The sequence below is a fragment of the Streptomyces venezuelae genome, assembly GCF_008642335.1.
Taxonomy (GTDB): Bacteria; Actinomycetota; Actinomycetes; order Streptomycetales; family Streptomycetaceae; genus Streptomyces; species Streptomyces venezuelae_F.
The window spans coordinates 4,687,201-4,710,426 of the sequence record NZ_CP029191.1 but is presented as its reverse complement, the minus strand read 5'-3'; the positions used below and the strand labels follow the sequence as shown (position 1 = coordinate 4,710,426).

The window sequence follows — 23,226 nt, the reverse complement described above, 5'->3', positions numbered from 1 at the left end:
CCCAGGTCCGATGTCAAGTCATCGCACCGTATCAGCAGCACATAAGCCCCTCAAGGCGCGTTAAAGATCGCGAACCTCACAGCTCTCATCGTTATCCACGCGCGATCCCGGGGGTTCGGTTCCGGTGTCTTTTGTGGTGCGCGGGGCGCCGCGTGCGGCGCTTGTGGCGCGCGTCGTAGCCTGTGCCACGATCCGTCAGCCTCCGGGACGACGCTTCGGAGGACCGGGCCGGTTCCCCACGCGCCAAGGCCCACGAGGCCACCCTGGACACACCCACGGAACACCCGTCACTCCTCCCCATAACCCACGCAACTCTGGTTGCGCAGCCGAGACTTCTCGCGGCCGCCCGCGACATCGGCGCCCGGCACGGCTTCGACCACACGGACGACGCGGCGACGGCGGCGCTCCTGCGGGAACGCCGGAAGGCGGTCCGCGGGGCGGGGGCGCTCGGACGGTGGGACGGGGAGCACGCCACCTCGGCCCGGGAGCGACCCACTCAGCCCCAATGTCCCGATTCCTGCGAAATCAGCGGCTGTATCCCGATACGAGGCGAGGGCGGACGAGGGCGGCCGGCACGACGAGGCGGGCTATCGGCAGGGCAACGAGAAGCGGGCGTTGCGCGAGGAGGCACTGGCGTGCGTACGGGCACTCGCGGCGGCGCAGGCGGCGAGCGCACGGGCGCACGGGCGCCCGAACTTACCGCCCTCCTCCGGATGTTGTACGCGGAGGATTCCGAGGAACGAAAAGAATGAACCCTCCGGACGCATTCCCCCTCTCTCTTTTCGGCGCGAGGGAAGCGGCTCGAGAGGGTCGAGATGTCCGAGCCGGCTGTGGCGGCTGAGATGGCTGGGATGGTTGAACAGCTGAGTAAATGCACGGCAGTCAGCCCCGGTTGACGCGGCTCTCAGGTACAGACTTTTCGCGCGCCAAGTGATTCGTCATTCCTGTCACACGGACGTACGAAAGAGACGTACCCCCCATGAGAACCACCCTGCGAACCCCCACGCGCAAGTCCTCCGTAGCGGCCGGTATCGCCGCGACAGGCGCGGCGCTGGCGCTGGTCGCCACTTCCGCGCCCTCGGCGCACGCGATCATCGGCGGCACCGAAGTGCCCAATGACGCCTACCCGTTCATGACGGCGGTCCTGGAGAAGGGACCTGGCGGCGCGCGCGACCGTCAGTTCTGCGGCGCGAGCCTGGTCACCCCCGACACGGCGGTGACGGCGGCGCACTGCCTGGTCGACGACGCGGGCAAGCCGGTCAAGCCGAAGACGCTCCAAGTGGCCGTGGGCCGCACGGTCCTGTCCTCCCGGCAGGGCCAGATACGGAACATCGCCAAGGGCGGCGTGGTCGTGCACCCGCGCTACCTCAAGGGCAAGGAGGCGTACGACGTCGCCTTCCTGCAGCTGGAGAAGCCGGTCCGCGGCATCTCGCCCGTGGCGCTCCCCACGCAGGGCACGGACGCCCTGATCCGCCCGGGCCAGAAGGCGACGGTCGCGGGCTGGGGCAACACGGACACGGACCTGACGCACACGCCCGACCGCCTGCGTCAGGTGAAGGTCCCGATCCTGTCCCACGCCGAGTGCAGGACGAGCTACAAGGAGTACGACGCCAAGGTCAACTTCTGCGCCGGCGTCGAGACGAAGGACTCCTGCCAGGGCGACAGCGGCGGCCCCATCTTCCGCAAGGTCCCCGGCCGCGAGGCCCCGATCCTCATCGGCGTCGTCTCCTACGGCGACGGCTGCGGCGCGCAGGGCGCCCCCGGCGTCTACACGTCGCTCAGCTCGGCGAAGCTGTGGAAGACGCTGGACGAGTCGGCGGCGGGGAAGAAGATCAAGCGGGCGATGAAGCGCCGCTGACTGTGGGTGGGCCCGGGGCGCGAGTCCGTGGCGCCCCGGGCCGCATCAGCGGTACCAGTCCTCGCCCGCGTTGCCGAGGGCGCTCCGCAGATGACGTGGCTCCGGGGCTCCGGGGCTCCACTCAGTTCTTCACTCCACGAAGCGGAACGTGGACGTCACCGCGTCGAAGATGTCGAAGAACGAGTCCGCGAGTTCGAGGAGCTGGCTGCTGCCGGAGACCAGGGCCACCTTTCCCTCCTGGCCGGGGACCGGGATGAAGGTCTGCATGAGGACGACGCGGATGGTGCGCTCGTCGCCGGGGACGGAGACGTCCTCGATGCCGTACGTGCGGGCGGCGAGGCCGACGCCCGGTATGTCGACCGTCTCGACCTTCCGCCACGCGTCCCCCTCCCGCTTGGCCTCGCGGACGCCGAGCTGGGCGACGATGCGGTCCGGGTCGGTGGGGAGGACGTCGCCGTCCGGCGTGCGGGCGCCGACGAGGGAGACGGTGACCGAGCCCGTCACCGGCGTATCGCCGCCGAAGCTCTCCGCCATGCAGCCGCAGTACAGCGCGCCGGACTGCCACGCGTCCTTCGACGCCTTGCGCAGGAACGCCTCGAACGTCTCCCGGTGCGGGGCGAGCTCCGGGCGGGCCCGGACGCGGTCGTTGATCATCTGGCGGATGGCGGCGTCGCGCGACTCGGGGCGCACGTCGAACTCCCACCACGTCTCCGGCACCTTGATGCTGAAGCCGCCGCGCGCGATGGTCTGCGGTGCTGTGTAGCGGGCCATGACTGGCACCCTCTCCGTCCCCGGTCCGACTGTTCTCGGCCCGACTGTTCTCGGCCCGTCCCCCGGTCCGACTGTTCCGGCCGTCAGCCTACGGGGGCGGTTTTCCGGACCTACTCCCCGGTGGCGCCGTCGATCCGCTCCCTGAGCAGGTCGGCGTGCCCGTTGTGGCGTGCGTACTCCTCGATCATGTGCGTGAGGATGTAGCGCAGCGAGTACGTGTCGCCGCGGAAGTCGACGGTGATGTCGAGGGAGCCGGCGCGGTTCAGGGCCGCCACGATGCCGCGGGAGCGGGCGCACTCCGCGTGCCACGTCTCGAACGCCTCGTCGGGATCCGCGTCCACCACGTCGAAGTCGGCGGGCTCCCCCGGGACCCTCCCCTGCCAATGGGCGTGCGCGGCCTCGCCGTTCAGCACGTTCCGGAACCAGGACCGCTCGACCTCGGCGAGGTGCCGGACGAGCCCGAGCAGCGACATGTCCGAGGGCGGCACGGCCCGCTCCTTGAGCTGCTCACCGGTCAGCCCCGCGCACTTCATCGCGAGCGTCTCGCGCTGGTACTGGAGGAAGGCGGTGAGCGAGGCACGTTCGTCGGCGTCGGCGTGCGGGGGGTCGGTTCTGTGGGGGGTGGGGGTGGGGGTGGTGGATGTGGTGGCGCTGGGCGGAGTGGGCGGTGCGGGGATCTCTTCGGGCATCGGGCCATCATGCCGATGCCGGGCGGATGCCGCGCGGGAAATTCTCGTTACGAACGTCGCCAGCCCCGCCGCCAGTGATCGGGGCGGCGCGATGGGTGCTGTTCGAGCCTGATCAGTTCGCCGTTCCAGCACCCGCACGCCACCCTCGCACCGCCCTTCCCGCGACCCGTGGTCCTCCGCTCGTCGCGACAGTAAAGTGCGGCGAATGAACGAGGGGGACGCTGTGGCCTTGGAAGCGAAGGGTGCGGGGCGCGCGTGGGTCGAGCGGGTTCGCCACGGCAACGAGGCGGGGACCGTTCACGGAAACGGCCCGTGGGTCCCGTACAACATCGGGGAGGGGACCGCTCACGGAAACGGCCCGTGGGTCCCGTACAACATCGGGGAGGGGACCGCTCACGGAAACGGCCCGTGGGCCCCGTACAACATCGGGGAGGGGACCGTTCACGGAAACGGCCCGTGGGCCCCGTACAACATGGGGGAGGGGACCGCTCACAGCGATGGGGCGGAGACCGCTCACGGTGACCGGGTGAGGTGCGCTCGCAGTAGCGGAGCCAAGGGCCCTCAGGTCGCGGGAAGCCGTCCCCGCTCGGCACGCCGTCGCAGCCTCCCCTCGACCACGTTGCTCACCGCCCTCCTCACCACCCTTCTCCTCCTCCCCTTCCTCGCGGCCACCCCCGCCTCCGCCGCCGCCCCCCAACCGTCCCCACAGGACTCCACCCAAGCCGCCGCCCTCGCCGCCCACCTCCGCAAGAACCCCGTCTACGTCACCGATCAGCTCCCCCGTGCCGTCCCCCGTTCCACCACCCCCGACTACGCCGAGGTCGCCGAGGGGATCAGGAAGCGGACCGGTGTGCGGACCTACGTGCTCGTGTTGCCCGAACCCGGTGCCACCAAGGAGAGCAAGGCGCTGCTCGGTGCCGTGCACGACCGGCTGCGCCGGGACGGGCTGTACGTGCTCGTCGATGAGTACTCCGTATCCCAGGCCGTCGCCTTCGGCGTACGCGCGCCCGCCAAGGACGCCTGGACGGTCCAGCTCTATGAACTGCCGTCCGACGCCGGGCCTCTGCTCAGCTTCGAGCGGTTCGCCGACGTCGTCGTGCTGAGTCCGGAGAAAGCCGCGCGGCGGGCCGAGGCCGCCCGCGACAAGTACGGGTCGCACGGCGCGAACGGCGCACGCGGTGAGGAGCCCGACGAGTTGCACATCGGTCCCACCGACCGCCGCAACCAGTCCTTCCTCACCGGCATCTCGCTGACCGGCCTCCCGCTGCTCGTGCTGCTGATCTCCCCATACGTACGCCGGTGGTGGCGGCGTCGGCGGCCGCGGACGCCGGCCGTCGACGTCGTCTCCCTGAGCAAGGGGCGAGAGGAAGGACCGCCCCGCCCCCGCCCCCGGCCCCGCCGACTCCACTGGGTCGAGGCCGCCCTCGCCCTCGTTCTCGCCGCAGCCGTCGCCCTCACCGCCACCGCCCTCTTCGACGAGACCACCTCCAGCGCCGCGCCCCCGCCCACCGCCGCCGACATGGCATCGCGCGTCGACCGCGTCACGGACGGGCTGCGCCGCGACCCGGTCTACAGCGACCCCGAAAGCCCCCGGCCCCTCACCACCCGGCAACTCGACGGCCTCCGCTCCCGCATGAAGGACGCCGACTACGGCGCCGTATACCTCGCCCTCGTGCCTCAGATGCCCGACGACGAGTCCGCCGGCGACGCCGAGGCCTTCGCCGACGCGCTCCAGCGCGGGCTCGGCAAGTCCGGCGTGTACGTCGTCGCCGATCCGATCTCGGGAGACATCGACGTCGTCACGTACGACGTACGCATCGACGCGAACCGCATCGCGCTCGACCTGCCCGACGGCATCAGCTACGACGCGTCGGACGAGCGTTCCGACGACCACCGGCTGCACCAACGCCTCGGCCGGCTCCTGACGTTCCTCGCCGACTCGCCCCGCACCGACACCCCCGAGACCTCGTCGCTCGGCACCGACGTGCCCGACCCCGTCGAGGACACCGCCCTGCCCCGCCTCTTCAGCACCGACTTCTGGCCCGGTCTGATGGTGGGCGCGATCGGGGCCGTGATCGTCTTCCTCGCGGTCGCCGCCGTCCTCGGGATCGTCGGGCGCGTGGTGCCGGGGCTGCGTCCTGCCGCACCGGGGATTCACGTCATCCGTCAGAGGGGTGGGGGTGAGGGCCGGGGGCGGGGTCAGGGCCAGGGGTGGGGTCACGGTCGGGGCCGGAGCCAGGGCCGGGGCCAGGGGCAGGGGCGGGGCCGGAGCCAGGGCTGGGGCCAGGGGCAGGGGCGGAGCGGCGCGCTCGTCGGCTTCGACGCGCCCACCGCCCCCTCCCCCGCCTACCTCCGCCGCACCGCCCACGAGGAACTCGACGCCCTGTCCCGCGAGTTCGACCCCGACGCGGCACTTCCCTCAAGACTCCGCACCCGCGTATGGGACTGCCTCGACACCGCCACGCTGCTCGCCGACCGGGACGCGGGCGGGCCCGACGGGCGCGTGGACGACGACGTGCCGGCCGCCGATCTCGCCGCCGCCGTCACGCTCGCCCGCATGGGACGCGCCGCGCTCGCGAACCACGACACCGACAAGCCCTGCTGCGCGCTCAACCCGCTGCACGGTCCCGCCACCGGCTGGCGCGACGCCCAGTACGCGCCGGAGGACAGCAGACGCCGCACCATCCCCCTCTGCGACGACTGCCGCGCCTTCGTCACCGAGCGGCCCGACCTCGCCCACACGCGCCGCCTCACGCTGCCGTCGCCCGCCGGAGGGCGCGGCGGCGGCGCCGACCGCGTCCCGTACGAGGACGTCGAGGGCCCGATGCCCGCCGCACGCAAGGGTGTTCCGCAATTCATCCGCCAGGTACGGGAGTACGCCGGTGTCCAGTGACCCGAACCGTCCGACCGCTTCACGGGCCCGTCGCCGCCCGGCGGGGCCGACCATCGTGGCGCTGACCACCGGCGCCGTCCTCGCCCTCCTGATGTCCCCGGGCTCCGCGTCGGCCGCACCGACTGCCCCGCCCGCACCGACCACCCCGCCCGCACCGACCGCCCCCGGAGCAGCCATCGCTCGGGCCCTGACGAAATCCCCGGTGTACGTCGACCCTTCGTACGCCGCGTCCGCCGTTCCCCCCGCCCGCCAGAAGGAACTCGTCCGGCAGATCGACGCCACCGGCCTGCCCATCAAGGTCGTCCTCGTACCGCTGGCCAAGGGTGATGCGTACAACGGGGACGCGGACACGCTCGCAGGCGTCGTACGCGACCGCTTGCAGGACCGCGCCCCGTCGGCGGACGGCAACGCTTCAGCGGACAGCAACGCTTCGGCGGACGGCAGCGACCCCGCCGCGGACGGCACCCCCGCATCGGACGGCACCCCTGCGGCGGACGGCGACCTGATCCTCCTCACCACCGACGGCGAGTTCCCCGGCTCGATCCGCGGCCACGAGTGGCCCGCCGACGCACACCAGGCCGAGGACGCCGCGGACGCCGTCGACCTCATGGACGAACTGGACGACGCGAGCCTCGCGGACCTGACCGCCGAGGCGGTCACCGTGATCGAGCGGGGCAACGGCAAGGCGGAGTACGAGAAGCAGTCGAAGAAGTTGGACGAGAGCCGCGAGAGCCTGGCCGGGGACGGCGGCTCGGACGGCGGCCGGGAGGACGGCAGCGGTCCCCCCTGGCCCCTCATCGCCGCCGTCGGGGTCCCGGCGCTCGCCCTCGCGCTCCTCGCCGCCTTCTTCGTACGCTCCGCACGCCGCCGCCACACCGGTTCAACCGCTGCCCCCTTCGCCCTCCCCCGGGCCGTGTTCGCCGCGGCACGCGCCGCCGACGAGGCCGAGCTGCGCCGCCGCGCGGAGGCGGAGGTCCTCGCGCTCGGCGAGGCGGCGCGGGCGGCGGACGCCGGGGCGACGCCGGGCCTCCAGCGGGCCCTCGACGCGTACGCCGCCGCAGGCACCGTCCTCGACTCCGCACGCGGGCTGCCCGACCTGGCCGGGGTCCTCGCCCTGGTCATGGAGGGCCGCGACGCCCTGGACGGCACCCCGGACCCGCTCCCCCTCTGCTTCTTCAACCCCCTGCACGGCCGCGCGGCCCGCACCCTCACCTGGCGCCCCCTGGGCCGCCGCGACCAGCTACGGGTAGCCGCCTGCCCCGCCTGCGCCCGCGCGATCCGCGAACACCGCGCCCCGGAGGTCCTCACAGACACGGCGTCCCCGGACGGCCGCCCGATCCCCTACTTCGAGGCGGCCACCGAGTCGAGCGTGTGGGCGGCGACGGGCTACGGCTCGCTCATCGGCGGCGACAGGCGGGGTTGGGGTGGTGGCAGCCCCGATGAGCATGACGGGCTGGCCCGACGAGTGGGGCGAGGGGACTTCTCACGGGGGCGCAGCTGAAGATGACAAGGAATGTCATCAAGCACTCCTGGTTGGCCCAGGAAGTTTACAAGACAAAAACCGTTAGCACAGAAGTGATCACGGCTAGGTAGTCACTCGCGTAACGCGGCACAATATTCGAAACAATGAGGAGACATGTCCGGATCCGACCTGGTCGTCGACTTCCACCTGCTCAACAAGTCGGCAAACCAACTGAGCGCCATCGAGAAAGAGTTCAAGAACCTCGACGAGTGGAAGGACGACGTAAAGGAAGCAGTTGGCGCGTCCTCCATAAAGGACGCCATGGGCGACTTCGTTGACAACTGGGACAAGAACCGCAAACGCCTGCTCGGAGACCTTGAGGAGGTCGGGAAGCAGGTCGAGGGAACTCGGGACGCCTTCCAGAAGCTCGAAGACCAATTGTCGAAAACCGGCAAGAAGAAGGAAAAGTAGCCGCAGCGCGGCACATCTGCACCGGACGAGCAAATCTTTCGGGGGATACATGGCACGGCCCAAGGACTGGCAACCACTGCGCGAGAGCGACCCTGTGCCGGGAGATCCCGAGGGGGTCCGCAGCCAGGTAAAGCACATGAAGAAGATCGCCGAGTACCTGCGCACGCAGGCGGCGGCGCTCAACGCGATGGCCGATGCCGACAACCTCAAAGGCCAGTACGCGGACAAACTGGCTGAGGACGCCCGAGGACTCGGCCGCAAACTCGACGAGGCGGAAGACCGCTACCGCGAGGTCAAGAATCATCTGTCCGGCTGGGCCGAGGAACTGGAAGGGTTCCAGAAGCGGGCGGACAAGGCCCTGGACGACGCCAAGGATGCCCAGCGCATCATCGACGCGCACGAGAACAAACCGGAGTCCGACAAGAAGGCCAAGGACGGCGACGAGAAGGACAAGAAGGGCGACAAGGACTCCGACACCATGGACCCTGCCCTGAAAAAGGCCAAGGAAGACCTGTCGGACGCCCGCGGGCGCCTCAACTCCGCGGCCGGGGACTACGAGGAGCGCGCAAGCCATTACGCCGGCAAGATCCGCAAGTCCATCGACGACGACATGGAAGACAGTTGGTGGAACGACGTCAAGGCGTGGGTCGCCGACGCCGACTGGTTGGGCACGTTGGCTGACGCTTTGAGCGGGGCCGCCACGGCGATAGGCATGGCGGCACTGCTCTTCCCCGGGCTCGGTATCGTCGCTCTCATCTTGACCGGCATTGTCGCCGCGATTCACCTCGTGCAAGCCAGCACAGGCAACGGATCCTGGTTCGACGTCCTCATGGATCTCGGTGCTCTCAAGCTCGCGCGGCAAGGGATCAAGGCGGGCAAGGCGATCAAGGCGCTTCAACAGAGCTCACGAAAGATCGCGGCGGGCACGGCCGATGACGCCACCAAGGGAGCAGCGAAACAAGCGCGCAAAAGCACGATTGACAACGGAAAGAAGAATAGCAGGAAGGGCGGAGGCAGGTCAGGCAACGACCGCAAAAAGAGCCGAGCGCGCCACTTGAATGCGCTGCAAAGGTCCAACGCGGAGGGGAAGAAGGCCGGTAAGGCGGTACGGGACGCGGAAATGCCCCAGATCACGGCACAAGAGAAGAGAAGCGTGCTGGGCGACGCGGAACTTGGCAGCCAGTTGAAGGACATCAGGAAGTGGCGGGATCAGTATCCCGACAATGTACAGCTTGGGCAGAACGCAACTCAGGCGGAACGTCACGCGGGTGTTGTTCGCTCCTCGTGGGGCGTAAGTACCGCGCTTGACACCAGCGACAAGGCCGGAGACAGCATTTCCGACGGCGAGTACAGCCGCATGAAGGACCGCATGACACGACCCGTGGCTTCACGGTGGTGAGAAGGGCACATCGATGAATTCTTGCAATAGCGGTGAACCGGACAGGCAGTCAACTGAGGGCCAGCGCCGTAGGGTCTGGTGCAACGTCGTGTTCAAATGCGTGTTCCTGCTCTCCATGCTCCGAATGTTCGCAGCTCCCGCTACCAAGGATTTCTTCGACAGGTATCTGGTGCCGTGGCCGACATGGGAATGGCCCCTTTACGCGCTCGTACCGGTTGCCCTGATCTATCTGTTCCGGCGGCCGGACGACTGGGACGCCCTCAGGAGTGAGCGCGGGCTCATCAAATGGGCACTACTCCTATACCTTTTGTACGCGCTGCTCTTCGCCGTCGGGGCAGGCGTGTGGATTTTGTGGGCCGCGGTAGCCATTTGCGTAGCCGGTCTCATCGGGATCTGGCACCTCAATCACAAGGAAAGACTGCGTGCCGCCTAAGCAGTACGAACCGACCACGACGCCCGCCGGTACTGACGAGGCCGAGAAAGTAGTCCAGCCAGTAACGGGTTATCGCCTCATACTTCCCGCCGAATGGGCTCAAATCCCCCTCCGTCAAGGGACTGAGAGCGCTGTGCGACGGATCATTGAGGAGGCGCATACGCGTATTCCCGCCGATGCGCCGTCCGACAAGATCGGCCCGTACAAACGCGAATGGGAACGTCGTTTTCGCGCTTCCGTCGCCAATGCGCAAAAAAACAAGGCACTGGACCTTTACCTGCCGGTGAGGCCGATGGGTGACGCCAACATCGGCGCGTCGATCCTCGTGACCGAATCCCTCGTGCCCAGAGCTCCTGGTCGGTCGCGCGACACATCCGAACCGACCGAGGTGGCCGTCCAACTGCTCTCCAGAGACGGCGTGGAAGACGCCGACCTGAGCTCGGGCGAGATCGATGGCGCAATTGCCGTTCGTCGCGAGCACGTGGCGGGCGCCTCAGTGGAACAGGGCGCGGACCTCGCGTCCCGTCGGGTGGAGTACATGGTGTCCGTACCGGGTGACCCGGACCGCTGGTTCGTCGCCGCGTTCTCGACGGTCGGGGGCGGGGACCCACGTGACGAGCTGGCCGAGGCACTCGTCGAGTGGTTCGACGCTGTGATGGCAAACTTCCGCTGGAGCCGAGGATGAGCAACGAAGCGAAAGAGTACTTCTGGAGCATCCTCGATATCGGAGAGATCGACCCCGACCCTTGGGTCCTTGTCCCGCCGAGAGCCGGCCTCAGCGCTCCGTTCGACCTGTGGGACGACATTGGCGCCTGGGCCCGTGAGAGCGCCGAGGAACTGTGGGAGGACTTCGACCTCGACCCCGGCCCCGACGGCGTCGACTTCGTCGCAGGCACCCTGCAGCGCACCGCCGAGGCCCTCGCCCCACCCGGCTCGGACCACTGGCTCTTCCTCCACCTCGACCACCCGGCGGACGTCCCGCTCCCCGTCTGCGCGGCACTCGGCCCGGCGGCCGGCCCGCGCGAGGAGACCCTGCGCGCCCTCACCGAGGCGGATGACAAGCGTGCGGTCGAGCCGCCGGTCGTGAAGACGGTCAAGTCCGACAGACTCGGCAAGGGCATGACCACGTTCCGCTACGTCCCGCAGGAGGACTCCCCGCACCTGCTGGCCTGCGTGCGCTACGCATGGCAGGTCGAGGAACACGCCGCGGACGTCGTCATCTGGACGGCGTCCGAGGACATCGCGCATGTCATGCGGGCGGCGGAGGACCTGGAGAACCTGGCACGGACGCTCAGCGTCTGGACGCCCTGACCGCCCCGCCGTCCACGCTCACGACGGCCCCGGCACCCCGACCCATCGTACGAGATCATCGAGGTCGTCCATGACGCCGAGAACCCGACGCGGGTCGGGGCGGACGCGATGACCGCGACGTCGCATCCGGTCCCGTCGTGGCGTCAGGCGCACCGCATACCGGCGACGAGTGTGCGACCGTCGGCGTCCGCGTGCGTCTCCGTTTCAGGAGGCTGCGTGTAGCGCAGGGAGCGGAGGCCCGTGCCGAGGTCCTCTGTGGTGAAAGGCAGGTGGAGGGAGTGGAGGAAGACGTCGACCCCCCGGCGGCTCGGCGGAAATCGCCCGGCGTAGGCGCCGCGGCGAGATCTTGAGGTCCTTCCGGCTGGCGGAACCCGGAACCTCACGGTTAACGTCGGCACGCTGGAGACACCCCTCGCCCCACCGGGAGCCGACCGTGAACCGCCGCACCCTGCCCGTCACCGCCGCGCTCGCCGCGACCGCTGCCCTGCTCCTGACGGGATGCGGCGGCGGGAGCGACAGTGACTCCAAGGACAACGACAAGATCGCCGGAGCCGACGACGGCTCGGCGAAGCCGAAGAAGTCGGCCGGCCCGTCGGGCGCCCCTGCCGCGGACAAGCCGGACGGCGTCGACGTATCGCTGCCGAAGAGCATGAACCTCGTCTTCGACTGGGACAAACCGAAGGACAAGAACGCGGCGGCGGCGATGGATGACGCCGCGAACTTCATGCGGGCGATCTATCGGGGCGTCGACAAGCAGTCGACCAAGGATGCCGCCATCGCCGCCTACGGAACCGGCGACGGCCTGCACTACGCCAAGGTGCAGATCAACGAGTGGATCAAGGGCGGCTGGACGGGGACCGGGACACGTCGTCACTACCAGGCCACCACGCGGTCCGCCCCCAACGGCAACTCAGTAGAGGTCGCGTTCTGCGCGGACACCGGCAAGTTCTACGGAAAAGAGCTTAAGACGGGCAAGGTCCTGAAGACCAAGCCCAGCGCCAAGGACTTTGGCTACTACAAGATCGTGATGGTGAAGTACCCCACGGGCAAGGGCCTGTGGCAGGCGTCCAAGGTGTTCGTCGAGACGGGGGCGGAGAAGTGCCAGTGAACAGACCACGTCGAGTCTCATTCGCCGCAGGCGTCACGGCCGTGGCCCTGGCCCTCGGCGCTCTGGCCCTCACGGCTCCCCATGCCGTGGCGGACCCGGTGGATTACGGCAAGGGGGGCGACACCTCAGAAGAGGGCGGCAGCGACAAATCCGGCACCGGCATCTACGCCGCCGCGAAAGTCACCTACTCCGGCTCCGTCGCCAAAGGCGGCAGCAGCGGAAACGTGACGTCCTCTGACGTCAACTGGACGCCGCCGCCCTGCTGGTACGCCCCCATGTACGGCGCCAAGGAATTCAAGAAGAAGATGTCGAAGGAGCTCAAGGACGCCGCGAGCGCGCCCGGGATGACCGGGCACGCGGGCGCGGCGATCAATGAGCTGCAGCGGCATTACGAGGACGACTACGGCTGGACGGACACCCCCGGCTACAAGGACTACAACGTCGACAAGGACGGCGAGGGGATGTTCTGGGCGGCGGTCGAGAACCCCGACGAGCCGGACTACCTCAAGCGGACCTCGTGCAGTGACATCCCCTTCTGGGTCGAGAACGGCGAGGCGCCGCCGCCCCAGTACGAGGAGGCCATCAAGCCGGAGATCCTCGCGGCGCTCGCCTACCAGCACATGGAGCTGCCGAAGACCAAGGTCGCCCTCGCCCCCGACGGCGCGACCAAGGTGAAGCTGCCGACGTGGGCCTGGCTCGACAAGGCGGCCTTCGACGACGTGAAGGCGACGGCGGCGATCGACGTCCCCGGCTTCCACCTGGAGGCGACGACGACCGCGAAGCCCAAGTCGCTGACGCTCGACCCCGGCACCGCGGACGCGACCACGCTCCCCGCGAACGGTGAGTGTCTGATCGTCGGCGACACGATCGGCGAGCCGTACGCGAAGGGCAAGTCCAAGGAGACCCCGCCCTGCGGCATCGTCTACGGCCGCTCGTCCGCCGGCTCCACGTTCCCCCTCAAGGCCTCCCTCACCTGGGAGATCAGCTGGACGGGCACGGGCCAAACCGGGGCGGAGCCGATGCCTGACGGCAAGATCGAGGCGGTGCAGCAAGTCACCGTCGAGGAGATCCAGTCGATCAACCGCTGATTCCCGTCCGGCCTGGCCGATGGGGCCCCCGGCCGCAGCGCGCACGCAGCGGCTCGGCAGGGGGCGCCACCAGCTGCGAATCACCACAACAACCGAAACGGTGCTCGCGGCGAAGTCGGCACGGGCCCGCGCGCCGAGTCCGCCGCCAAGTCTGCCGCCGAGGACGTCCCTGGCGAAGCGAGGAAGAGCTTCACAGACCAATGGCCCGGTGCCCTCGTGAGTCGCCGTGCCTCGTCGCGCCCCGTCGTGAGTCGCCGTGAGTCGCCGTGAGTCGTCCACAGCGGAGGGAGGTGTGCGCAACGGCACCACAGCGGCCCACGGGTATGTGCCAGATCCCCCCCCCGCATTCCGCACTCCGGTGGCGACGGCGACGGCGTGTATCAGCTTGCCTGCCTCGAGGCCCGCTCCCCCTGAGTGAAAGGGGTGCATCAGGTGCGTGATTTTCGCGTCACAGAACGATCCGTTCAGTAACTATGCGACAGCTTGCCCCATATTCGTCTCTGGCCGAATCAGCAATCACACAGATAACGTCGGTCTGTCGAAGACAGCCTCGCCCCACCGGGAGCCCGACCGTGAACCGCCGCATCATGTCCGCCGCCGCGCTCGCCTGCAGAACAGAGCGCCTGCAGGGTCTCTCTCTCACCCCGCCCGGCGACCACTGACGGAACGGTTCCGCGCCCGCCGCATAGCCGTCGCACGACACTTGACGCACACCGATCGTTGACCTGCACGGGGGAAGTTCGATGAGCGAAAGAACGAGAGCCGATCTGGACGTCATCAGGGAGTGCTCAGAGTCACTTTTCCGGATCCACCGCGAATTCAAGAGCAACAGCAATCCCGCGGACGGATACGACAATGCCCTGGGCAGCGAGAAACTCCGCGATATTTTTGATGATTTTTCGGAGACTTGGAAGAAGACGCGCAAGAAACTGATGAAGGACATCGAGCAGCTGGCCAAGTTCACCGATACCGCAGCCGATACGTACGAGAAAGTGGACCACGAACTGGCCGAGGCCCTTCGCAAGGCCCGCAAGGACGCCAAGAAGGGGAAGAAGTGACCGCTCGACCGACCGATTGGGAGCCCCTGCACATCGGCGACCCCATACCTGGTGATCCGCACGAAGTCGCACGGCTGGGCAAGAAGCTGCGGAACATGGCCGACGAGATCGACAAGCAGGCTCGGAACATCAAGGCTCTGTCATCTGTGGACAGTTGGGACAGCGATGCCGGCCGCGCCTTTCATGAGATCGCCGACGGCGCCTCGGGACGCCTGAAGCGATCATTCGAGCGCTATGACGAAGCCGCCAAGGCTCTGGGGACGAAGGTCGTCGAAGGCGGCGAGTCCAAGGAGTACGCGAGCGAACTCCATCGCGCCCAGAAGATCGCGGACAAGGCGCTGCAGGACTTCCGCGCGGTGGAGGGCGACCTCGGCGACACGGACTCCCCCATGCAGCCGTCCGGAGGGAAACCTTCATCGGACTTGTCCACAACCGAGCGCGAACGGCAGGCGAAGAAACGTTCGGCGGCTCTCACCACCATGGGCGACTGCCGACGGGAGATCGACCGCGCGAAAGAGATCCGCGACGACGCTGCGAGCGCAGCCGCGAAGCACATCAAAAACATCATCCATCATGACGGGGTACGTGACCCCGGTGGGTTCATGAACTGGTTGGCCGACTGGGCAGACAGGTTCTCCAACCTTTCGGCGATCTTCTCCATTCTGGCGGTGATCTGCGCCTTCGTGCCACCGCTCCAAGTACTCATGCCCATCTTCACGGCCCTCGCCGTGATCACGAGCGCTGCCGCACTGGCGGGACACGCCTATGACATGACCGCGCGCGGTGGCAAGCTGAATCTGCTGAAGCTGGGCCTCGATGTCCTGGGAGTCATGCCCGGACTTGGAGCCCTCAAGGGTTTTGGGGCCCTCAAGGGGCTCAAAGGGCTGTCGAAGCTGCGGGGCATCCGCTTCAGTGGTTCGGGCGCCATGGGCGGAGTCGCCGACAAGTTCTTCAACGGCATTGCGGTCAAGGGCGTCAATTTCGTCCTCACGAAGGCGGGCAAGCCCGCGCTGGAGGGGGAGCGCATCACCGCAGGCATCAAGACGGGAAGTCTGGGCAGCGCGCTGTACAAGATTTTCACGGGTAAGGACGGTGCGGCGACCGGAGACCCCGGTGATCCCAAGCCGGCACCGACGCACACTCCTCGCCCCAGCCCCCAGCCGTCACCGAAGCCGGCCCCCACCCCGTCGCCCAAGCCGTTCCACACGGCGCTCGCGCACTGAGTCCACAACGAAGGAGAATGGTTCTCGTGTCGACCGACGAAGACAAAGATCGCGATCCTGGACCGTGGGAGTACAGGGCGCGTGAAGGCATCATCAGAAAGATGGTGCCCGGCGATGTGATCGCTGCGGTACCAGCAGCCACGGAGGCCGCCCGGACCGAAGGCAGCAGGCTGCAGTTCGACTTCTTTGACGACGAAGCGGTCCTGAAGATGCTGCGGCTGCGCCACATCGACGAGACGCAGCTGCACAATGCCGGAAAGCGTCTCGCCTGGCCCACTGCGTTGATTCTCTTCGGCACCTTCGCTTACTGGGGAGCGTACGCCCAGTACTGGGAGTCCGACCGCAACAAATCCCTCTTCTACGCAGGCGCGGGTGCCGTCATCGCGTGCCTCGTCGTGTTCTTCGTCGGCACGCTCATCCGGCAGTGGGGCAACCGACCGAGGCAGAAGGTCCGCGCCAGGGCGGCCGCCTATCGCAAGATTATGCACATCGCCGCCGAGAACGGCGGTGACGTGCCTGCCTTCTACCCGCACTACGGCCCCTATCCCTTCGCCGCCAATTTCCACGCGGAGGCCGAGGAACTCGAACTGCCGGACAGGAACAGGTTTTGATGAACGTGGGGGCGTCCGACGAGGTGTCCACTACCTCCGAGATATCGACCGGTACCGACGGAGCACTCGTCAACGTCCGTTGGGTCATGCCCGAGGGCTTCTTCGAACTCCCCACGGAAGCGGATTCCATCGAGGACCTCGCTGACCAGTTGATTGAGCTCGCCAAGGAGATCATTCCCAAAGGCACCGCCGACATGCAGTACCAGTGGGCGGCCATGTGCATCGCCACGTATGACGAGTTGGTGGAAACCGGTGTGCAGTATGCGGGATTCGTCATCACCGAAGTCGACGGCACTCGCTGCACCGCAAATGTGAACCTCTCGCTCGTCGACCTGGCCGAGGAGGCCCGTCTCAGTCCGGTGCAAAGCACCGTGAAGGCGTTGCGCGCCCTGGGGCATGGCGATGTGGACGAGATCCTTCTGCCCTGCGGTCCAGCTGTGTCGTGGGTTGGCACGCGTCAAGCGGTCATCGAAGCTGCCCTTGCCCCGTCTGGGCGCGATGAACCGTTCTGGACGTCGTTCATCAACGTACAAGTACCGTTGTTCAACGGCACCGCAGTCGTTCTGGAAATGACCACCCCGACCCAGGAAGGGTGGGACGTCTTCTCCTCGATGTTCGCGGGGGTCGCAAAGAGCCTCACGCTGTTCGATCCGGTCGGCAACCCGATGGACACCCACGGCAGGCTGCTGGAGATCGACGGGTGACCGCGTCCACCGACCCGTCGGCCGCACGCACTGAACCGCCCGAGGACTACCGGCTGCTGGTCCCCCGCGACTGGTTCCGCATCGACCTCACGCTCGATCGCTGGCGCTCTCAGTTGAAGACGTTCGTCGATCAGCAGGCCGTGAAACGCAGCATGTCCGCGGAGGCGCGGCAAAGCCTGTGGTCCACCTTGCGCAACACCGCGGAAAGCGGGGCGTCGCATGGATCTCTGGAACTCTTCCTCAAGTCGGAAACGACCACGGTGGTGTCGACACCGGCGACCTTGTTGGTGTCTCTGCTGCCGATGCCCGGAGACCTCTACGCCGCTCCGCGGGACTTTGCGTCCACACTCGCCGAACGCAAAGGCGACAAAGCCGAAGTCGCGGTCATCAGTCTGCCTGCCGGGGAGACGATTCGCGTCACCACGGCGACCACGATCGACCTCTACGTCCAGGTGCCGGGCGAGATGGGGTACCTGCTGCTGGCATTCAGCGTCCCCATAAGCGGCATCAAAAGCCCTATGGGCGAACTGTGCGAGGCCATCGCGCATTCGGTGCGCTGGCTGTGACGGACGGCGCAGCGGACAGCCGGTGCAGCCGAGTTGTGCGACCGTTTCACGTTTCAAAGTGACGCCTCGCGGCTGCGCCAAGAGGGAAGCGAAACGGTGAGCGATGGCTGACGCAACGCCAGGGCGGGGCGACGCGTTCTCCGTCGCCCCGCCGCCGGCGGCAAGCGCAGTTACTTGCGCGCAGCCTTGCCCAGCTCGTCGTCGATCTGCTCGTACTTGTCCGCGGCGTTGGTCAGGTAGTCGCCCATGCCGTCGAGGCCGTCGATCGTCTTCTTCGCGCCCTCGACGAATTCGTCGAAGTTCTCGTCGAACGCCTTCGACGCGCTCTTCGTGACGAAGCCCGTCTCGACGAGGTGCTTGATGTACTTCTTCAGGCCGTCCAGCTTCTCGTTGAGCTTGTCCTTCTCCTTGACCACATGCTTGGCCGCGTCTCGCATGTCCTGATATGTGACATCAAGGTCCTTGGCCATGAGGCTCTCTCCCAATCAACTCGCCGCAGGGCCAACCCCCGTGGCTCCCGTAACGCGGATGGTGTGATCTTCCGCTCTTGCGCCAGCAGCTTACGGGTGAGGCGGAAGGGATTGCAGCCCGGTTCAGTCACAGCTCTGCTATGAGCGACTGCGAAGCGATGTGAAGAACCGAGGGCGAAGAGATGTGAAGAAATGTGAAGGGAGGGGCCGTGTGGCGCGGGGGGTTCCGGGGTGCGGGTGGGTACGGGGCGTTGCCTGTGGGAAGGGGGGAGCGGATATCGTCAGGCGCATTGTTCAGCTCCGGGGAGGACGATCGTGCGCCTGACTCTGACCGTCGTCGATCCGTTCGGCGGGAACTCCGCCGACGTGGTTCTCGACGCCGATCCCGAGTCCACCGTGCAGGACATCGCGGTGGAACTGGCCCGGCAGGTCGGCCACAGCGGTGCGCAGATCATTCCGATCGGGCACGGGCAGCAGGCGCCCGGCGGTGGCGCGCCGGTCATCTACGTGGACGGGTACGCCGTCGACCCCTCCGCCACCGTCGTCACCTCGCCGCTGCGCGAAGGTGCCGTCGTCAGTCTCAACGATCCCGCCGGGTGCCTGCCCGGCGAGCCGTCCGGGCTCGTCGAGCTGCGCGTCGTGAGCGGGGCGGCCGCCGGCGCCGTGCACCGGCTCGGGATCGGGCGGTACGACATCGGCAGCGGGCCCGCCTCGTACATCCGTGTCGACGATCCGGAGCTGCCCGCCCGCGCCCTGACGTTGTCAGTCGCAACCGACGGCACCTGCCAGGCCACCCTCCACGGAACCCCCGAGGAGAAGGAGGGGGTCACTCTCGACGGTGCGCCCTTCGGGGTGGAGAAGGAGGAGGACGAGCCGGTCGAGGCCGGGCCGCCCCTCGAAGGCGAGTCCAAGAAGGAGCGCAAGGCACGGGAGAAGCGGGAGCGGCAGGCGCGCAAGGAGTGGAAGGAGCGCAAGGAGGCTCGGGCGAAGCTGCTCAAGGGGGCGAAGGGGAGCAACGGGCGGCTCGATACCGTTGCTTGGCCGCTCGGGGCTCAGATCGCGGTGGGCAATACGCTGCTTGAGCTCGTCCGCTATACGCCTCCCAACGCCGCCCTCAAGTGGTCCGAGGACGGTGCCGGGCTCGACTACAACCGGCCTCCGCGGCTGCGGCCGCCCGAGCGGCAGACCGCCTTTCGGCTGCCCAGTCCGCCCCGTGAGTTCGAGGCGCGGCCGCTGCCGTGGCTGATGGCACTGTTTCCGCTGGTCGGTGCCGTCGTCGCAGCGATGATCTTCAATCGCTGGTACTACCTGATCATGGCGGGGCTCAGTCCCATCATGCTGTTCGGCAACTACTTCATGGACAAGAAGCACGGGCGCAAGTCCCATGCCAAGCAGGTCAAGGAGTACAAGGAGACCAAGGCTCGGATCGAGCGGGACGCGCAGGACGCGCTGGTGGTCGAGCGGATCGACCGGCGTAACGCCGTGCCCGATCCCGCCTCCGTGCTCGCCCTCGCCACCGGGCCCCGTACGCGGTTGTGGGAGCGACGGCGGACCGACGGTGACCATCTGCTGCTGCGCTTCGGGACCGGGCAGCTGCCCTCCGAGGTCGTCCTCGACGACCCGGAGAAGGACGACCACCGGCGGCAGGTGACGTGGAAGATCGAGGACGCGCCCGTCGCGCTGCCGCTGAAGGGGCTCGGTGTCATCGGCATCGCGGGGCCCGACGACTCCGCCACCGCGCTCGGGCGCTGGGCCGTCGCGCAGACCGCGACCCTGCACAGCCCCATGGACGTGCAGTTCTACGTGCTGACCGAGGCCACGTCCAAGGAGAGCTGGGACTGGGTGCGGTGGCTGCCGCACGCCCGGCCCTCCGGCGGCCAGGACATCAACGTACTCATCGGGACGGACGCCGAGACCGTCGGCGCCCGCATAGGTGAGCTGACCCAGATCCTCGACGCGAGGGTCAAGGCCGTCGAGGACAACAAGAGCCAAGGGGCCAACTTCTCCGATCCCGACATCGTCGTGGTGTGGGACGGGTCGCGGCGGCTGCGGTCGCTGCCCGGTGTGGTGCGGCTGCTGCGCGAGGGGCCCGCCGTGCACATGTACGCGCTCTGCCTCGACACCGAAGAACGGTTCCTGCCCGGTGAGTGCCAGGCCTTCGTGGTCGCCGAGCCGAAGACGGGGACGGGGACGGGGGCGGACCCGAACGCGTATGCGCGCGGCGGGGCGCCGCAGAGCGCGCCCCACGGGCCCGCCATGCCCCAGCACGCCCCCGGTGGCTTCCCCTCCTTCCAGGCCTGGCACACCACCGCGCCCGACCCGCAGCAGACCGGCGGCCCGCGCGAGCTGCGGCTGCGCGTCGAGATGAGCGGCGCCGAGCGGCTCCTCGACGTACGGCCCGACTTCGTGACGCCCGCCTGGTGCCTGCGCCTCGCCCGCTCCGTGTCGCCGCTGCGCGACATCAGCGGCGAGACCGAGGACTCCGCGCTGCCCGCGTCCAGCCGGCTGCTCGACGTACTGCAGCTGGAGCCGCCGACGGCGGGGGCGATCACGGCGCGGTGGCAGGCGGGCGGGCAGTCGACGATGGCTGTCATCGGTGAGTCGTACGACGGGCCCTTCGGCATCGACATGCGCAAGGACGGACCGCACGGCCTCATCGCCGGTACCACCGGTTCCGGTAAGTCGGAGCTGCTGCAGACCATCGTGGCCGCGCTCGCCGTCGCCAATACGCCCGAGAACATGACCTTCGTCCTCGTCGACTACAAGGGCGGGTCGGCGTTCAAGGACTGTGTGAAGCTGCCGCACACCGTCGGCATGGTCACCGACCTCGACGCGCACCTCGTGGAGAGGGCACTCGAATCGCTCGGCGCCGAACTGAAGCGGCGTGAGCACATCCTCGCCGACGCCGACGCCAAGGACATCGAGGACTACCAGGACCTCGTGCGGCGCGACCCGTCGCACGCGCCCGTGCCGCGACTCCTCATCGTCATCGACGAGTTCGCCTCCATGGTGCGCGACCTGCCCGACTTCGTGACGGGTCTGGTCAACATCGCTCAGCGTGGTCGTTCGCTGGGCATTCACCTGCTCCTCGCCACGCAGCGGCCCTCCGGTGTCGTGTCGCCCGAGATCCGCGCCAACACCAACCTCCGCATCGCGCTGCGCGTGACGGACGGCGGCGAGTCCAGCGACGTCATCGACTCCCCCGAGGCCGGGCACATCTCCAAGAACACCCCGGGACGGGCGTACGTGCGTCTCGGGCACGCCTCGCTGGTGCCCTTCCAGTCGGGCCGCGTCGGTGGCCGCCGCCCCGGCGCCGCCGATCCGGCGCTGCTCGCGCCCTGGGTCGACTCGCTGGACTGGGCGGCCCTCGGCCGCGCCGCGCTCGTGAAGCCGAAGGCGCAGGCCCGCGAGGAGGAGGAGATCACCGACCTGAAGGTCCTCGTCGACGAGGTCATCGAGGCCAACAGGATCCTCGGCATCCCCGCCCAGCACAGCCCGTGGCTGCCCGCGCTCGGCGAGACCCTGCTGCTCGACGAGATCCCCGCCCCGGCGCCCCGCACGGCCCCCGGCGCGCTCACGCCCGCCCCGTACGGCATCGAGGACCTCCCCGCCGACCAGGCGCGCCGCCCCGTCGTCGTGGACTTCGCGCACTTCGGCCACCTGATGATCGGCGGCGCCCCGCGCTCCGGCCGCTCGCAGGTCCTGCGGACCATCGCGGGCTCCCTCGCCCGCACCCACTCCAGCGCCGACGTGCACCTCTACGGCATCGACTGCGGCAACGGCGCGCTCAACGCGCTGACCCGGCTGCCGCACTGCGGCGCCGTCGTCGGCCGCAACCAGACCGAGCGTGTCGTACGCCTCATCAACCGCCTCAAGGGCGAACTCACGCGCCGCCAGGACCTGTTGGCCGACAAGGGGTACGCGGACATCGGCGAGCAGCGGGCCGACGCCGCCGAGGACGAGCGGCTGCCGCACATCGTCGTGCTCCTCGACCGCTGGGAGGGCTGGCTGCCCACGCTCGGCGAGATCGACCACGGCTCGCTCACCGACGAGATCACGACGATGATGCGGGAGGGCGCGAGCGTCGGCCTGCACATGGTGCTGACGGGTGACCGCCAGCTCCTGGTCGGCCGCATCTCCTCCCTCACCGAGGACAAGTACGGCCTGCGCCTCGCCGACCGCTCCGACTTCTCCATGCTCGGCATCCCGGCCCGCAAGGTCCCCGAGGAGATCGCGCCGGGCCGCGCCTTCAGGAACGAGAGCGGCACGGAGACGCAGTTCGCGCTGCTCTCCGAGGACTCCACGGGTCAGGGTCAGGCCGCGGCGATCTCCGCGATCGGCGAGCGGGCCGCGGCCCGCGACGCGGACGTGCCGCGCCACCGCCGTCCGTTCCGCGTCGACACGCTGCCGAGCCGTATCACCTTCGAGGAGGCGTGGGAGCTGCGCGACCCGGACGCCTCGCGCTCCAGGCTGTGGGCGCTGGTGGGCATCGGCGGCGACGAGGTCATGGGCCATGGGCCCGACCTGGCGGAGGGCGTGCCCGCGTTCGTCATCGCGGGCCCGGCCAAGTCGGGACGGTCGACGGTCCTGATGAACATGGCGCGTTCGTTCCGTACGCAGGGTGTACGTCTCATCGTCGCCGCCCCGCGCCAGTCGCCGCTGCGTGCGCTGGAAGGCACGGAGGGCGTCCTGAAGGTGTTCACCGGGGACGACATCGACGAGGACGAGTTCGAGGAGCTCATCGACGAGGCGGACGCGTCGACGGACGACCCGGTCGTCGTCCTCATCGACGACGCCGAGATCCTCGAGGACGCGGACGCGGCGAGCCACTTCAAGCGGATCATCCAGCGCGGCACCGACCTGGGCCTCGCGATGGTCATCGCCGGCGACGAGGAGGACGTCTGCAGCGGGTTCTCCGGGTGGCAGGTCGACGCGAAGAAGGGGCGGCGCGGCATTCTGCTCTCGCCGCAGGACAGCTCCAGCGGCGAGCTCATCGGGCTGCGGATCTCGCGGAGCATGGTCGGCGGCCCGGTGGCGCCGGGCAAGGGCATGCTGCACCTCGGCACGGGCGAGATCGCCACGGTGACGACTCCGCTGTAGCGGATGTCCTG

Annotated in this window: 19 protein-coding genes; 15 read left to right on the top strand and 4 right to left on the bottom strand. The window is 68.5% G+C overall.

What is annotated here, in order from left to right; translation table 11 throughout:
- Nucleotides 1-287 precede the first annotated feature (287 nt).
- Complete coding sequence (locus tag DEJ49_RS36015; protein ID WP_190329397.1) at nt 288-470, bottom strand: hypothetical protein; 183 nt, start codon at nt 468-470, stop codon at nt 288-290.
- 509 nt (nt 471-979) lie between these two features.
- On the opposite strand from DEJ49_RS36015, the gene DEJ49_RS21380 reads away from it, so the two are divergent.
- Nucleotides 980-1,858 (top strand): S1 family peptidase, encoded by an 879-nt coding sequence (locus tag DEJ49_RS21380; protein ID WP_150185660.1) that lies wholly within the window; start codon nt 980-982, stop codon nt 1,856-1,858.
- 129 nt (nt 1,859-1,987) lie between these two features.
- Here DEJ49_RS21380 and DEJ49_RS21375 read toward each other — a convergent pair whose 3' ends face one another.
- Together DEJ49_RS21375 and DEJ49_RS21370 are read right to left on the bottom strand one after the other, a co-directional pair.
- On the bottom strand, nt 1,988-2,629 hold the full coding sequence (locus DEJ49_RS21375; RefSeq protein ID WP_150185659.1) for a hypothetical protein: 642 nt from the start codon (nt 2,627-2,629) through the stop codon (nt 1,988-1,990).
- Between the two features lie 110 nt (nt 2,630-2,739).
- Complete coding sequence (locus DEJ49_RS21370) at nt 2,740-3,318, bottom strand: DinB family protein (protein WP_150185658.1); 579 nt, start codon at nt 3,316-3,318, stop codon at nt 2,740-2,742.
- 619 nt (nt 3,319-3,937) lie between these two features.
- Here DEJ49_RS21370 and DEJ49_RS21365 point away from each other — a divergent pair.
- From DEJ49_RS21365 to DEJ49_RS21305, 13 genes are all read left to right on the top strand, one after another.
- Nucleotides 3,938-6,211 (top strand): hypothetical protein, encoded by a 2,274-nt coding sequence (locus DEJ49_RS21365; protein ID WP_150185657.1) that lies wholly within the window; start codon nt 3,938-3,940, stop codon nt 6,209-6,211.
- Nucleotides 6,201-7,712 (top strand): hypothetical protein, encoded by a 1,512-nt coding sequence (locus DEJ49_RS21360; RefSeq protein WP_150185656.1) that lies wholly within the window; start codon nt 6,201-6,203, stop codon nt 7,710-7,712. Before DEJ49_RS21365 ends, DEJ49_RS21360 begins: the two co-directional genes overlap by 11 nt.
- 135 nt (nt 7,713-7,847) lie before the next feature.
- A complete protein-coding gene (locus tag DEJ49_RS21355) occupies nt 7,848-8,144 on the top strand; it encodes a hypothetical protein (protein WP_150185655.1) in 297 nt (98 codons plus the stop codon).
- 49 nt (nt 8,145-8,193) lie between these two features.
- Nucleotides 8,194-9,543, top strand: coding sequence for a putative T7SS-secreted protein (locus DEJ49_RS21350; protein ID WP_150185654.1), 1,350 nt, complete (start codon nt 8,194-8,196; stop codon nt 9,541-9,543).
- A 422-nt stretch (nt 9,544-9,965) separates the two neighbouring features.
- Nucleotides 9,966-10,661, top strand: a complete 696-nt coding sequence (locus DEJ49_RS21345; protein ID WP_223832933.1) for a hypothetical protein — start codon at nt 9,966-9,968, stop codon at nt 10,659-10,661.
- Nucleotides 10,658-11,287 (top strand): hypothetical protein, encoded by a 630-nt coding sequence (locus DEJ49_RS21340; protein ID WP_150185652.1) that lies wholly within the window; start codon nt 10,658-10,660, stop codon nt 11,285-11,287. The genes DEJ49_RS21345 and DEJ49_RS21340 overlap by 4 nt, the downstream gene beginning before the upstream one ends.
- 433 nt (nt 11,288-11,720) lie before the next feature.
- Nucleotides 11,721-12,395, top strand: coding sequence for a hypothetical protein (locus DEJ49_RS21335; protein WP_150185651.1), 675 nt, complete (start codon nt 11,721-11,723; stop codon nt 12,393-12,395).
- 41 nt (nt 12,396-12,436) lie between these two features.
- Nucleotides 12,437-13,483 (top strand): hypothetical protein, encoded by a 1,047-nt coding sequence (locus DEJ49_RS21330; protein ID WP_223832932.1) that lies wholly within the window; start codon nt 12,437-12,439, stop codon nt 13,481-13,483.
- Between the two features lie 743 nt (nt 13,484-14,226).
- Nucleotides 14,227-14,541, top strand: a complete 315-nt coding sequence (locus DEJ49_RS21325; protein ID WP_150185649.1) for a type VII secretion target — start codon at nt 14,227-14,229, stop codon at nt 14,539-14,541.
- Between the two features lie 95 nt (nt 14,542-14,636).
- Entirely contained in the window at nt 14,637-15,764 is a 1,128-nt protein-coding gene (locus DEJ49_RS21320) for a hypothetical protein (protein WP_263398812.1), read from the top strand.
- A 26-nt stretch (nt 15,765-15,790) separates the two neighbouring features.
- Nucleotides 15,791-16,375, top strand: coding sequence for a hypothetical protein (locus DEJ49_RS21315; protein WP_223832931.1), 585 nt, complete (start codon nt 15,791-15,793; stop codon nt 16,373-16,375).
- Nucleotides 16,375-17,079: a hypothetical protein gene (locus DEJ49_RS21310; protein WP_150185646.1), complete on the top strand. Its 705-nt coding sequence runs from the start codon at nt 16,375-16,377 to the stop codon at nt 17,077-17,079. Before DEJ49_RS21315 ends, DEJ49_RS21310 begins: the two co-directional genes overlap by 1 nt.
- Nucleotides 17,076-17,645, top strand: a complete 570-nt coding sequence (locus tag DEJ49_RS21305; RefSeq protein ID WP_150185644.1) for a hypothetical protein — start codon at nt 17,076-17,078, stop codon at nt 17,643-17,645. The genes DEJ49_RS21310 and DEJ49_RS21305 overlap by 4 nt, the downstream gene beginning before the upstream one ends.
- Nucleotides 17,646-17,815: 170 nt before the next feature.
- On the opposite strand, the gene DEJ49_RS21300 is transcribed toward DEJ49_RS21305, so the two are convergent.
- Entirely contained in the window at nt 17,816-18,115 is a 300-nt protein-coding gene (locus DEJ49_RS21300; protein ID WP_150185642.1) for a WXG100 family type VII secretion target, read from the bottom strand.
- A 315-nt stretch (nt 18,116-18,430) separates the two neighbouring features.
- On the opposite strand from DEJ49_RS21300, the gene DEJ49_RS21295 reads away from it, so the two are divergent.
- Nucleotides 18,431-23,215 (top strand): FtsK/SpoIIIE domain-containing protein, encoded by a 4,785-nt coding sequence (locus DEJ49_RS21295; RefSeq protein WP_150185639.1) that lies wholly within the window; start codon nt 18,431-18,433, stop codon nt 23,213-23,215.
- Nucleotides 23,216-23,226 lie beyond the last annotated feature (11 nt).

Coding starts and splice junctions, on each gene's coding strand:
- DEJ49_RS21370 (WP_150185658.1), bottom strand. CDS start 3,318: ATGCCCGAAGAGATCCCCGCACCGCCCACTCCGCCCAGCGCCACCACA.
- DEJ49_RS21375 (WP_150185659.1), bottom strand. CDS start 2,629: ATGGCCCGCTACACAGCACCGCAGACCATCGCGCGCGGCGGCTTCAGC.
- DEJ49_RS21340 (WP_150185652.1), top strand. CDS start 10,658: ATGAGCAACGAAGCGAAAGAGTACTTCTGGAGCATCCTCGATATCGGA.
- DEJ49_RS21310 (WP_150185646.1), top strand. CDS start 16,375: ATGAACGTGGGGGCGTCCGACGAGGTGTCCACTACCTCCGAGATATCG.
- DEJ49_RS21350 (WP_150185654.1), top strand. CDS start 8,194: ATGGCACGGCCCAAGGACTGGCAACCACTGCGCGAGAGCGACCCTGTG.
- DEJ49_RS21325 (WP_150185649.1), top strand. CDS start 14,227: ATGAGCGAAAGAACGAGAGCCGATCTGGACGTCATCAGGGAGTGCTCA.
- DEJ49_RS21300 (WP_150185642.1), bottom strand. CDS start 18,115: ATGGCCAAGGACCTTGATGTCACATATCAGGACATGCGAGACGCGGCC.
- DEJ49_RS21380 (WP_150185660.1), top strand. CDS start 980: ATGAGAACCACCCTGCGAACCCCCACGCGCAAGTCCTCCGTAGCGGCC.
- DEJ49_RS21355 (WP_150185655.1), top strand. CDS start 7,848: ATGTCCGGATCCGACCTGGTCGTCGACTTCCACCTGCTCAACAAGTCG.
- DEJ49_RS21320 (WP_263398812.1), top strand. CDS start 14,637: ATGGCCGACGAGATCGACAAGCAGGCTCGGAACATCAAGGCTCTGTCA.